Source organism: Bradyrhizobium sp. Leaf396, assembly GCF_001424605.1.
Lineage (GTDB): Bacteria > Pseudomonadota > Alphaproteobacteria > Rhizobiales > Xanthobacteraceae > Bradyrhizobium > Bradyrhizobium japonicum_C.
In genome coordinates this window covers 1-11,722 of sequence record NZ_LMQJ01000044.1, presented here as the reverse complement: position 1 = coordinate 11,722, position 11,722 = coordinate 1, and the positions used below count along the sequence as shown (strand labels likewise).

At 62.6% G+C, this 11,722-nt stretch carries 14 protein-coding genes and 1 pseudogene; 7 read left to right on the top strand and 8 right to left on the bottom strand.

The window, feature by feature from the left end:
- Positions 1-1,263 precede the first annotated feature (1,263 nt).
- Both ASG57_RS27465 and ASG57_RS38190 read right to left on the bottom strand, forming a co-directional pair.
- Positions 1,264-1,446: a hypothetical protein gene (locus tag ASG57_RS27465; RefSeq protein ID WP_024341342.1), complete on the bottom strand. Its 183-nt coding sequence runs from the start codon at positions 1,444-1,446 to the stop codon at positions 1,264-1,266.
- A gap of 508 nt (positions 1,447-1,954) precedes the next feature.
- Entirely contained in the window at positions 1,955-2,107 is a 153-nt protein-coding gene (locus tag ASG57_RS38190) for a hypothetical protein (RefSeq protein ID WP_155248633.1), read from the bottom strand.
- A 518-nt stretch (positions 2,108-2,625) separates the two neighbouring features.
- On the opposite strand from ASG57_RS38190, the gene ASG57_RS27460 reads away from it, so the two are divergent.
- The 5 genes from ASG57_RS27460 (at position 2,626) to ASG57_RS27445 (ending at position 4,996) form a co-directional block, all read left to right on the top strand.
- Entirely contained in the window at positions 2,626-3,012 is a 387-nt protein-coding gene (locus ASG57_RS27460) for a hypothetical protein (protein ID WP_057198500.1), read from the top strand.
- Positions 3,013-3,189: 177 nt separating this feature from the next.
- On the top strand, positions 3,190-3,312 hold the full coding sequence (locus tag ASG57_RS39505; protein WP_230646705.1) for a phage portal protein: 123 nt from the start codon (positions 3,190-3,192) through the stop codon (positions 3,310-3,312).
- A 20-nt stretch (positions 3,313-3,332) separates the two neighbouring features.
- Complete coding sequence (locus ASG57_RS27455; protein ID WP_057198498.1) at positions 3,333-3,647, top strand: hypothetical protein; 315 nt, start codon at positions 3,333-3,335, stop codon at positions 3,645-3,647.
- Between the two features lies 1 nt (position 3,648).
- Positions 3,649-3,873: a hypothetical protein gene (locus tag ASG57_RS38465; protein WP_057198496.1), complete on the top strand. Its 225-nt coding sequence runs from the start codon at positions 3,649-3,651 to the stop codon at positions 3,871-3,873.
- Positions 3,866-4,996 carry a sialate O-acetylesterase gene (locus tag ASG57_RS27445; RefSeq protein ID WP_057198494.1) on the top strand — a complete coding sequence of 377 codons (1,131 nt, stop codon included), beginning with the start codon at positions 3,866-3,868 and terminating at the stop codon, positions 4,994-4,996. Before ASG57_RS38465 ends, ASG57_RS27445 begins: the two co-directional genes overlap by 8 nt.
- Before the next feature lie 351 nt (positions 4,997-5,347).
- Here ASG57_RS27445 and ASG57_RS37235 read toward each other — a convergent pair whose 3' ends face one another.
- The 6 genes from ASG57_RS37235 to ASG57_RS27415 form a co-directional block, all read right to left on the bottom strand.
- Positions 5,348-6,913: an AAA family ATPase gene (locus ASG57_RS37235; RefSeq protein WP_082529071.1), complete on the bottom strand. Its 1,566-nt coding sequence runs from the start codon at positions 6,911-6,913 to the stop codon at positions 5,348-5,350.
- A complete protein-coding gene (locus tag ASG57_RS27435; protein WP_156402843.1) occupies positions 6,910-7,281 on the bottom strand; it encodes a DUF6634 family protein in 372 nt (123 codons plus the stop codon). Before ASG57_RS27435 ends, ASG57_RS37235 begins: the two co-directional genes overlap by 4 nt.
- Before the next feature lie 68 nt (positions 7,282-7,349).
- A complete protein-coding gene (locus ASG57_RS27430) occupies positions 7,350-8,120 on the bottom strand; it encodes a metallophosphoesterase family protein (protein WP_057198489.1) in 771 nt (256 codons plus the stop codon).
- Entirely contained in the window at positions 8,117-8,737 is a 621-nt protein-coding gene (locus ASG57_RS27425) for a hypothetical protein (protein WP_057198487.1), read from the bottom strand. The genes ASG57_RS27430 and ASG57_RS27425 overlap by 4 nt, the downstream gene beginning before the upstream one ends.
- Before the next feature lie 10 nt (positions 8,738-8,747).
- A complete protein-coding gene (locus tag ASG57_RS27420) occupies positions 8,748-9,683 on the bottom strand; it encodes a DUF4357 domain-containing protein (protein WP_057198485.1) in 936 nt (311 codons plus the stop codon).
- A 242-nt stretch (positions 9,684-9,925) separates the two neighbouring features.
- Positions 9,926-10,210: a hypothetical protein gene (locus ASG57_RS27415; protein WP_156402842.1), complete on the bottom strand. Its 285-nt coding sequence runs from the start codon at positions 10,208-10,210 to the stop codon at positions 9,926-9,928.
- 415 nt (positions 10,211-10,625) lie between these two features.
- On the opposite strand from ASG57_RS27415, the pseudogene ASG57_RS39500 reads away from it, so the two are divergent.
- Together ASG57_RS39500 and ASG57_RS27410 are read left to right on the top strand one after the other, a co-directional pair.
- Positions 10,626-11,366 (top strand): annotated as a pseudogene (locus tag ASG57_RS39500) (DDE-type integrase/transposase/recombinase); the annotation flags it as partial.
- A gap of 46 nt (positions 11,367-11,412) precedes the next feature.
- Complete coding sequence (locus ASG57_RS27410; RefSeq protein ID WP_057198481.1) at positions 11,413-11,631, top strand: transposase; 219 nt, start codon at positions 11,413-11,415, stop codon at positions 11,629-11,631.
- Positions 11,632-11,722: the final 91 nt, after the last annotated feature.

Below are 11,722 nucleotides of genomic sequence, written 5' to 3'. Positions count from 1 at the left end.
AAGGATTCTATAACCGGACAAGGCTCCATTCCGCACTCGGATATATCCCCCCGATCGAGATGGAGCTAAAAGCCGCTTAACCCGTCCACTTTATCGGGGGAAGATCAATCCCTTTGCCCAACCACCCATACGCAAATGGTCAGCAGTCGTGCGGCTCCCAGGGAGACCCACCACGATGGAATAAATCAACCCTAAGGAACCAACAGGTGGGCTGATTTCCCTCAAATGCGCAGGAAATTCGCTGCCCGTCTCAAAGGACCAATTCTTCCAAAGGACGCATATCTTTAGTAAGGTGTCTTATTGACTGCAGGCAGCAGGCGGCTTTTGCTATAGTTTTCGCTGCATCGTTTCCTGCTTGCAGCGAAATGGCTTCGCCGCAGCGTTGAGCTATCGGCTCCTACTTTATGACGTCGCTTGGGACTTTTGCGTCAGCCCCAGGCTTGGAATTTGTAGATTAGGTGGGGTCACGGGACGTTGATCGAACCTCGCTAGGGTCCCGCCTAACCAACATCGGGTGAGTGAGACAGCGCTAAGTACATTGGTATGCGTTTTGCTTTCTATTGGACGTCGGAGCATTTTTATGAAGAGCGCGTTTTCGAAGGAGCGGAGACCACGCGAGCTGAAGAAGGTGAAGCGGGCGCCCAAGAGGCCTCCGGTCGCCGAGACCATCGCGGAGCGCTACCTCGAAGTTTTGCGGCTCAGGCAGCGTGTTCTCGAGGCAGATACGTTGCGTCTGGATCGACATTAGGAAGTGCGATTATGCGTTCTGTTTACGTCATGTCGCTCGTGGTGGGGATGGTGGCCTGGATCTGGGCGCTGACCACGGGGATTGTTTGGATCTTCGGCGCGTAGGGCAACTCTTGAAGATTGTCGCTCGGGCACGATCCTTGGAAGCCGGATATTCATCGACCAATAGTGGCTCTTGGCCTGCGATCGCCCTGTCGAACGAACAGGATCCTCCCGTTCCTCGACGTCGAAGCATCTCGCCTCGGAGTTGGACCGAGTTACTCTTAAAGGGGAACTCATCGATTAGCGTTGGTGGCCATCGGCGCAGGCTTAGCTAGAGCGTTTCACATTTTGATTGAGCATAACCGGCGGTTGCGAAGTAGTTGGCGCATTCGCGAGGCTGGATGTCCTGGACGAGGTGACCGATATGGCGCCAGGTGTCCTCGATGGTGCGTGGGGGTCTCACGCGGGTCGGAATGCTATGGGCTCGGACGGCATGTCAAAAGGGTTGTCTGGTTTGTGAAGCGGTGCGCGTCGTTAGGTGCCGCGAGTCGGCTTTCGGGGAAATATCTCGCGCGCAGCAAGTTCGAGCTCCAGATCGGTAATCCGCTCGAATATCCGGTTGGCAACCAATTCGGCCTCTGCGTCTGTCAGCGAGCGGATGCCAATGGACCGAAGTTCATCTCTCAAAATCTTGGCAACGATGGATTTAATGCTCATCGAACCTCTGGGTACGGGCGAAGCCTCTCGGTGATGGCGGCATCCAACACGAGGTTCGTGAACGATGACAGGGGTTCTCAGGGTGAGGCCCACCACTCGTCGGGAAATGGCTCCAGCGGAACCTCGATTGGGTTGTCGCTCGCAGCGTCCGGAAACGCACCGTTCTTTCCTGCTTGGTGGAGGGCAGCGCGGGGTGGTTTCTGGTCCGGCTGAACCGCTTGAGAATGTATTGAGTTTGCATCCAGTTCGATCGGGCAGTTCACCCGCAGCATTCGCTCCATGTCTGCACTGACGTTTGGCATCGAAATCTTCCTCTGAAAATGTCTACTGAAAAGACGAATTGCACCAACGCCTCCATGCTCGCGGCATCTGAAAAGGACACTATCCGCGCTCGACAGTTAAGCTAGCCGAGGCAAGACGACCGGTTTGTGAAATCACTCACACTTCGGATTGAATTGGAGCCCTGTCCACTCCTTCAGGGGAGCGTTCAAAGGGCAATGCCTGAAGTCTACCAGATCGTCTCTTGCCGCTCGATCTCGCGATCTTCCACCTGCTTTTCGCGGGGCGTCATATGGGCGCGGTGACGGCGATACCAGACATTGGCTGCCACCACGGTAGCTATCAGGGCGACTAGGAGGACTATGCCGATTGTTGTGTTCATGCAGGAAAACGCTGGGTCCCGTCGCCAGTTCCTTGTTTCACTCCTCAGGGGGCAGCGGATCGACGATCGGGGAAACGGCGGCGCAGGAGCAATTCGCCTCAGGCCGCCAGCCCGAGGGGCCGTTCTTGGGGAATGGCAGGCCAGCGACCTTCGGGCGAAACTGGGAGTTGCGCAACCCGATGCTACTGGAAGGGAGATGTATGTCAAACCACACCGTTTGCTGCCTCAGGGTGAGAGAGCAACTGCCACCCTCACAGCCGCCGGCGCCGATCACTCGCCCGGCGCCTCGCGCTGATCGCGGCCCTGATGCCATAGCCGATAGATGCGCCGAGCAGGAAGGCACTGATCCCGATTACGACGGCTAGGTTGAGATCGATCACGCGTCCTTGCCCCTTTATTGAGTCTTTTCAACGCGTAGCCGCTTGCGGCCGTTCCGGCGCGTCAAGCTCGATCCGACAACCCAGATTCCAATACCGCCGCGCGCGCCACCCGCTCTCTAGGTCAAGAGAACATCATTCATGGCAACTTCCGTTCCGTCCGTTCCGTCCGTGCCGCCGCCAGGCCAAGCCAAGGCGGTCGTGACCAAGGCGGCCGAAGGTCAATACCGACCGGGGCCCTATTTGCTCTCGGAGGGCTGGCTTTCCGCGACCGCCGGCAAGTTCATGAACTGGTGGCAGATGGGCTATTCGATCCAGCCTTACGGCCCGGCGGGGGCGATGGTCGAGGCGTGCGTCTCCGCCTATTCGCAGACGGTTGCGATGTGTCCGGGCGGGCATTGGCGATCGCTTCCGGAAGGCGGTCGCGAGGCGGTCACGACGTCGGATCTGGGACCGGATCCTGCGCAAGCCCAACGACTACCAGTCGATCTCCGATCTGCTGTTGAACATCACCCGTCGTCTCTATGAGAAAGGCGAGGCATTTGGCCTGGCGATCCGGAAGGATCGAAACGAGGTCAAAGAACTGCACTGGATGCGCCACAGCGTCCCGTACATTGCGAAAGATGGGTCGATCTTCTACGGCTGGGCGGCAATTAGGTCGTCGAGCGGCGCTTCGATCTCTCCTATTCGATTCCGGCGCGTGACGTGCTCCACGTGCGCCTGCATACGCCGCGCCACCCCTTGAAGGGCGAGAGCCCGATCCTGGCCGCGGCGCTCGACCTCGCCATGTCGGGCGCGGCGCTGAACCAGCAGGTGTCGTTCATCTGAATGCCGCGCGTCCGTCCTTCATGCTGGAGACCGATCAGCAGCTGACCGCGCCCCAGACCAAGGAGCTGCGCGAGCGCTGGGACGAGCAGACGAAGGGCGACGGCGCCGGCGGTACGCCGATCCTGGCGTGGGGGCTGAAGGCCAAGCCGGTCACCGTGACGGCGCAGGACGGCCACCCGCGAATCCAAGGATCAGTAGCACTCGGGCGCCCACGAATCTCGCTGAGGGCGGCCATCGTCAGGTCGCCCCCGATCGCCAACAGCCTCTCACGCATGACACCCTCAAATGGCCACGGAAATCCTAGCGATTGGCACGACCGCCGCGAGCTCCAGTGACGTGACGGTCTCGTCCGGAAGCACCCTGACCGTGTGTCTGAAAGACGCCGCCGGGGCGGTCGTCGGCTCTGGCGCCTGCGTCGAGATCCAGCTGAAGGCGGATGACGACGAGTATTTTACCGTCGCGCCGCTCAGCGCGTCAAAGCTGGCATTGGTCATCACCGGCGCGGGGACATACCGCTTCACCCACCGTGCCGGCACGTCGTGCGGTGTGTTTAGTGGCTGAGATCGTTCGCCCAGTTGTCCAGCCGGTCACGCTCCCGCTCGCTGGCGATCTGTTCACTGACCTTGGGGGAGCGAACGGCGCGCCTGCCACGCCACCCACTGCGTTCACGCTCACGGATATTGCGAGCGGACGCTTGTTTCAACGTGCTGCCGGTTCGACCAGCGGCCCTGTGCGCGCATCAGGCACCTACAGCGGAGGCACGCCGAGCGCGATCGAGCTTCAGGTCCTCAAGGTCTCCGACAATTCGATCGTCAAGGATTGGACGACTGCGACCGCGTCTATCGGCGGCGGGACATGGTCAGCGAGCGTTTCGGGCGTCGCGCAGGGTGGCAGCTACTACTTGAAGGCTCGCTCCGCTAATGCAACGGGCCTTGCTCAGACCGGCAGCAATCCGTTCTACGTCGGCATCTTCCTCGCTATCTACGGGCAATCGAACGCGCAGGGAATTTACGGAGGACCGTCATTATCTCCTCCCTCAGCTAACGCACTGACGATCTGGTACAACGGCTCCGCTGGGGCCGCGGTGCCAAGTTCAAACGGAATCCGGGAGCTTCTGAACGGCATTGCCTCTCTTGTAGGTGTGCCGGTCGGTGCCTGCGGGGGGGCGGTGTCTGGAGTCCCGATTTCCTTCCTCACGAAGGGTGCCGGCACGGGGCACTATGAGGCTGTGGCAGCGCAGATAGTTGCGGCTACCCACGATCTCGAATTCATCGTCTGGCATCAAGGCGAAGGTGACAGCGCGAACGGCACATCGCAGGCTGCCTATCCGGCGCAACTCGACGCGCTACACGGAAGCTTTGCGACCGATTTTGGTCGGAGCAAATCTACCATCCCGCTTGTTCTGTCAGGTCTTGGCACTGTCACGGGAGGCGCTTCAGGTTACGGGACAGATGCCTCTTGGGACGCAATGGAGCGAACGCTGCTCGACGCTCCGTCATCGCTCACGGGCGTCTATTATTCGCACAGCAACCGTGACGCGGTCATTGTCAATGCCAACGTCCACTACGATGCGGCAAGCTACGGCCGCATGGGCAAGCGCTACGCTCGCACCATTACGACATTGCTCGGCTCGACCAGCGGATATGAGAAGGTGAGCTTAGCGCCAACATCGGAAAGCGCATAGCTGACCGGTGGCGAACTTCCGTCGGCTTAAGCGCGAACGCTCCCAACCGCAGGCGCGGTGGCCGAACTCGACCTCCCTTGCCGCGAGCTGCTGTTCAAACCGCCGCCAGGTCTCGGCCACCAGCGGTTCGGCCAGCGATTCGGTGAGCTTGATCTCGGTCCGGCACTTCGGGCACACGATCTGAGGCTCAGTCATGCTCTTTTTCAACGTTCTCAATTCCGTTGATAGTGCCAGCCGGGCCTTGGCTTAAGCGGCGTCCGCAAAGTGTCCCCGGCGACTGGGGCGGCCGCGGCAGCCGGGATCTCGGCAGCCGCGTGGAGGAATTTGCCAACTTGTTGGTGTCGCGCGTCATCAGTGCCTCGTCGTCTCGGTCTCGCGATGCTGCAGGATCGCCTCGACGATCCGGCGAAGCCGTCGAACCGAGCCGCCGCGCCAGCCCCGCGCGACGGCGAGGTGCTCAGGTCCATCGAGTGGCCGCACCCATCTCTCGTCGATGCCTCGCTCTCGGGCGAGGTCGGCAATCATCGCCGGCAACAGGGCGTCGAGATGAGCCGCCGTGGGTTTGGGGAACGTCACCACGCGAAACCTGTCGCGGATCGGCGAGGGCAGGGGACCGAGACTGTTCGCCGTCGCGATGTAAGATACATGCGACAGGTCGAGATTGGTCTGCAGTGCCGGATCCGGATAGCGCACACTGGTCTCAGGCTCGAGGAAGCCGAGCAGGCAGTCCCAGAGACGGCCATAGTCGTTCCTGGAAGCTGCCTTTTCGAGCTCGTCGATGAGAATCAGCGGGTTGGCGATCTTGCCCTGAGCGACCGCAAGAAACGGATGGCAGGGTTCGGCCGAGTACCAGCGACGATCAGTGCCGCCAAACACCGCGCCGTCGCAGCGGCTCGCATCCGTGCGCCAGACGCTGACTCCCAGCAACTCGCCAAGCCTCCGCCCAAACCGGCTTTTGCCCCCGCCGGCATCGCCACACAGGAGTAGGGGACGCAGGCGAACCGTGGTTCGCCCGACCAGATCGGCAAGCGCGAAATCGATCACCTCACCTGCGTATGGAAACTCGAAGAGAAGCGCGTTGCGAACCTCCTGAAGGGGCGGGGCCTTCACGAGCGGCAAGGCGACGTTGATGACGCCCTTCAGCGGCCCCAGGATGTCTTTGAGCTTGCCATTCTTCATCTCCTCCGCGGAGAGGCGGGCCACCACGACGCTTTGGTTCGACGTGGGATCAGCAGGAGGCTCCTCGCGCTGATTAGAGGCGGTGGCTTCGGCCTTCTGCTGCTCCCGGCGTTCTTCCTCCTCTTTCAGCTTGCGACGCAAGGCTGCCCTGGCGGTGAAGATCCGGTGCTCGGCCATCATGGGCCCAAGCCTGATGGCGTTCATCAGGGCGCTGTCATGCTTCGTAACCAGATCGCTGCACGCGGGCAGAGCCGCCCAGCCGAAGGTGATTTCTTCAAGTTCGCTGCACAGCTCCTCGTTGGCCTCGCGGCAGACTTTCCTGAACGCCTTGACCAGTGCCTTGCCGACCCGGCGAAAATCGTCGAACAAGTTGGCGCTGTGCGGCAGAGGCAGGCACAACAAGCGGACGCAGTCCGCGAGGCTGCGCAGGGCGGGCTCGTCCTGACCGACGGCGCGCCGGTCGAGCTCGGCCGCGAGCGCAAGCCCGTTGGCGGTGCTTTCCGTCGCCGACCAGACCGCGGTCTCGGCGAGCCCGGGACAGACTTCGTTGATTTCGGCGATCAGCCGCTCCTGAATATGCGTACCGCCTTCGTTGGCCAGCATCGCATAGCGCAGAAGGCGCGGCAGCGCCTTCAGACGCTCGTCGAGATCCGACGAGTCAGCTGCAGCTCCGGTCGACGCGGCATCGGTCACGGCCGCGGGAAGGTCGAGATCGTCGGTGTCATCCGTTGCGGTCATGCCTCTTCCTCCGATCCGGAGGCTTCGGAAGAGCCGAGCATGCGGGGAACGTCTGCGGCGTCGGCCGGAGATCCCAGGCGGTAGAACCGCGACAGGCTTCGGACCCATTTGCCGTCAGGATCCGCCCACCAGAGCGGCGGCGTCATCACCATGCGATCGCCATGCACCGGGTGCCCCACCGCGTACCCGGCCAGATGCAGGCCCGCCGGCCTCAAGATAGAGATCCAGTCCCGCAGCAGCGGAGCCTTGTCCAGAAGTCGCGTCGGGACGCCTCGGCCGAAGCAGAGACGGTCGCAGTCGTCGGCGAGGGCGCGGAGCTGGTGGGACAGATCGAGCGAGATGTGGGCCGGATCGAGAAAAGGAAACATGCGCGTAAGCATTAGGAGAAACACCGGACGAGACAGGATATCGACTGGGTGGAGCGCGATGATCGGACCTAGGCGCCGATCTCGACTACGAGCGAGCCGTTGAAATCCGGGTTCTCGCTGCCGTAGCCGTGCGGATTGCAGACGATCCGGGTGTTGCCGAGCCGGTAGTCGCAGGAATTATGGACGTGCCCATGAATCCACAGCGCCGGCCGGTACGTTTCGATGGTCGCGGTCATGTCCGAAACGTAGGCGGCCGTCACCAGGTCGTTCCGGTACTGCGGCAGCACCGAGTTGAAATGAACGGCATGGTGGGAAAGGACGGCCGTCGGGCCACCGAAGTTCGTCGCCAGGATCGAGGCGATGTAGCTCCGCGACCGATGGTGCAGCAAGGCCGCTTCCCGCGGTCTGAATCGCGCCCAGGGCTCCTTTCGCCAGCCGATGCGACGGTGATCGTTCATCCCGGCAGCGCAAGCGTTCATGACCGCCAGCTGGTTCGCATCGCCGAAAATCCGGTAGTCGGTCCACAGCGTCGCGCCGACGAAACGGACTCCGACATACACGATCGTGTCGTTCTCCATCACGTGGATGTTGAAGGACGGCGCCCGTGCCCGGGCGAGCGCGAGCTCGTCTGGAACGAAACGGCGATAGTATTCGTGATTGCCGAGCACCATCAGGATCGGAACCGGCAGCGGAACGATCTTGCGCAGCTGTGCGAACGCCTGCACCGCGCCTTCGCAGACGTCGCCCGCCACGATGACGGCATCGATGCCATCGACGATCGAAATCGGCTTGACCGGCGCGACGTCCAGATGCAGGTCCGAAAAGACTTGAACCTTCATGCCCTCTCTCCGCTGTGGTGGCGCTCCCAGAAGGCCGTGAGCAGCACGGCCTCGGCCCGGCCGAACTTGCGCGGATTGCTCGAGTGGCGCAGGCCGTGCGTGTACCACGACGCGGAGAGCTCGGTGGCCAGTCCGTGATCGAGATCGGTCAGACCGATGACCTGAGCCAGGACCAGCGCCGCCGTCGCGTTCGGCGCGACTGCGGCGCGCATGAGCACCGACATCGCGATGTCGACGGTCAGCGTGGTCTCTTCGATCGGCATCAGGGCGAATGCGACGTCGATGGCGGCCGCGACATCGCCGGCGAGCGCGGTCGCGAGATCATCGCCACCATGGAGGACCCCGATCTGCTCCAGCGTCCTGAGCAGGATGTCCTGCTCGGCGTCGTGGAACGCATCGGACGGCAGCGTTCGCCACCATTGCAGGGGCGAGACGTCCCGGGCCTCGAGCGGCCACGGGCGATCCGGCGGCCTCTTGATCCCCCAGGCTGGGTTGTCGGTGGATGCGTTCGCCACAATCGATCCCCGATCGATCGCGGGCAGGGAGGCGGCCGCGCCAGCGCGGCGCGCTTCCTCGTGCCGGCGCTTATGCTCCGGCACCTCGCTTGCGTCGGACATGGGCGAGCTCCTAGGCCGCGAGCAGGATCGGCCGCGGATCGCGCGGCGGCTGCCACTTGCTGGAGTCCACATGCGCGCCGGTGACGACCTTCGCGGCGATGGCGGCCGACGGGAAGCACACGGCGACGCGCAGACGCTGCCGGTCTTGCACGCCCGGGATCGCCATCAGCGCCTGGGCGCCCGCGAGCTCATTGCGGCGCGTTTCAACGATCGGCGGCGCGCTCGGGTTGACCGTGCTGCGGAGCTCGGAACCGGCCATCACCACGAAGCCCTCGGGCGTGGGGAAGCCTCTCGCCCAGAGATCGCCGTAGTTGAGCTGGAGCTCGCTGCCGAGCGGCGGCGTGGCGATCACGCCGATCTGCATCGGGCCGCTGTCGTCCGGACCGATGATATCGACGTCGGCGACGGTGCGACGCTGGCTGGCGAAATTCGAGCGCAGCACGCGGCACCCGGCGTCGAACAGGAGCCGCTCGCCGTGCTCGACGAAGATGTCGAGCGAGGCACGGCGGTGGGAGGGCAGCTCCAGGACCTGCGGGTTGACCCCCTTCATGATGTCGACAAGGCCGGCCTGCTCGGCGATTTTGGTGAAGCGGTACTGCAGATACAGCGCCGCGGTGGTGTCGAACCAGGCGCCTTCGTACCCCGAGACCACGTACACCTCCTTCGCGAAGGCCTTGCTCTGGTCACGGAAGTGATCGGACAGCCGGCGGCCGATATTGCCGCTCTCGCCGATATAGGCCGTGCAGTGGTCGGCCAGGATGTAGCAGGCCGGCACTGCGGCGCGCGTCATCGACATGTCCTTGACCATCGCGAACGGGAAGGCCGACGCCGTGAGGCGGCCGACATCATCGTGAACCTCGCGCAGGCTCTCGATGCCGCCCATCGGACGGTGGACGTTGTTGGTGCAGGCCGGCTGCACCGAGCTGTTGGAAGCAAAAAGCGTCATGCTGGTTCTCACTGTCAGGATGTGTGCGAGAGACCGAAGAGCTCGGCGCCGTCGAACCTGAACGCGCACGGCTACCCCAGCGCCACGAAGGGCGGAGGCGTCCGGTCGTCCCGACATTCGGCCGATCAGCAACGGTCGACGACGCGGTTGACGCGTCGTCACCTTGCCCCGGGGGCCATCTGGACGGGAGACGAGCCGGTCAGTGCAACGCTTGCGTTGCTGACGTCGAGCTCCGCGATCAGCTAGTCGATGGAGGTGGTGATGGAGGTGGCCCCGCCCTGGGGCCGCGTCGCGTGGACGGCGCCGTGATCCCGCAGCCGGCGCGCGCAGTCGATGCTCTCGCCGATATACATGGCCGCGCTGCCGTTCCGGATGTAGGACGCAGTCACGGACGGCGCCTCGATCGCCGACAGGGCCGGGAAGGCGATGGGCTTGACGGCGCTGCTCTTGGGGCTGCCGGACATGCCGGGGCGCGCAGAGAAGGGGGACGGGAACGGCGAATCGCCGTTATACTTGCTCTTAGCCATGATCGACTCTCCTAAAGTCGGTTGTGGTCAGGCCGTTGTCGTGTGTTGGTAGCACCGGCAGCGGCCGCCTTCGCAGGAATTGCGAATGGCACGACAAGTATGGGGTGGCTCTGTTCCAATTGCAAGTTCCGCCCCCGCTCCGCCGACAACATGCTTACTTTACATTAACGGATGGGGTCCGCGGGTCGGCGTCGCTGCTGCCACGCCGGCATTAGAAGCCCGGGACATCGCTGCCTGCCCTGTCGCTGCGCGACACGAGCAATCAGGCGGATGCTATTAGGGGTATCAACAATGATTATTGTGATGCTAAGGATGAGCCTAGCGTCACGACAAGCGGGAGGAGGACACCGAGTCCGGCCCGGGCATGAAACGTGCACACAAGCAGCCGGCCTAGGTGTTCAGTCCCGGGGTGTAGGTGGGACAGGTACTCCACGGCAGCGCCACGACAACGCATGCCATCCGAACTGCGATACAGCGGTCGAAGGCTCCGCTCAAGAACCTAATAGCGGTCCAGTACGGCCTCAACCAAAGACCGTGGCCAAGTGGCGCAAGCGCAGCTTCGTCCTGGATGCGCCCATGGGGCCGATGGCCCCGCGCTCGACCGTTCTTTCGGCCGAAGAGGAGGCGGTGGTCGTTGCATTTCGGCGACATACCCTTCTGCCACTGGACGACTGCCTCTATGCCTTGCAAGCCACCATTCCGCACCTGACGCGCTCCTCGCTGCATCGATGTTTGCAGCGCCACGGCATCAGCAGGCTGCCCGACGTCGCGGCGACAGACCGTCCAGAAAAAGCTCAAGGCCTATCCGATCGGCTACTTCCATATCGATCGAGGAGGTCCGCACAGAAGAGGGGAAGCTGTATCTCTTTGTGGCTGTGGACAGGCTCTCGAAGTTTGCCTTCGCGCAGTTGCACGACGTCGCTACGGTGAAGACCGCCGCGGCCATACTGCAGGCCTTGACCGAAGCAGTTCCCTTCAAAATCCACACGCCACTCACCGACAATGGCGTACCGTTTTGTAATCACCCTCACGCCGATCTGGACCGACCGCCCGTTGGCGTCTGCACATGTTTGACCGCATCTGTCGCGAGCACAAAATCGAGCACCGCCACACCAAGCGTAAGCGTCGTTCCGCTCCCACCTTTTCGGGGCAGATGGGATAGGCGAGTTTCACGATCTCTTTAAAGGGATCGGTTTGTGACTATGTTTGACCATACGCTTAAGTCGGATGTAACGGCGCGCCGGCTGGAAGTGATCACGGAGACGGGACGACGTCGTTGGTTCTGCAAGGACGACAAGGCCCGGATTGTCGAGGAGACGCTGGTACCAGGCGCGGTCGTTTCCGAGATTGCCCGGCGACGCGGGCTGACCCACAACAAGTGTTCACTTGGCGCCGGCAAGCGCGCCGTATCCGTCCGGTGAAGGCCGCCTTGCCGAATAAGGCGTGATGTTGAGAACTGTCCTTATGGACAGTGATAGGCGCAGTGCCCAAGTCGAACGGCTTGAGGTGGTG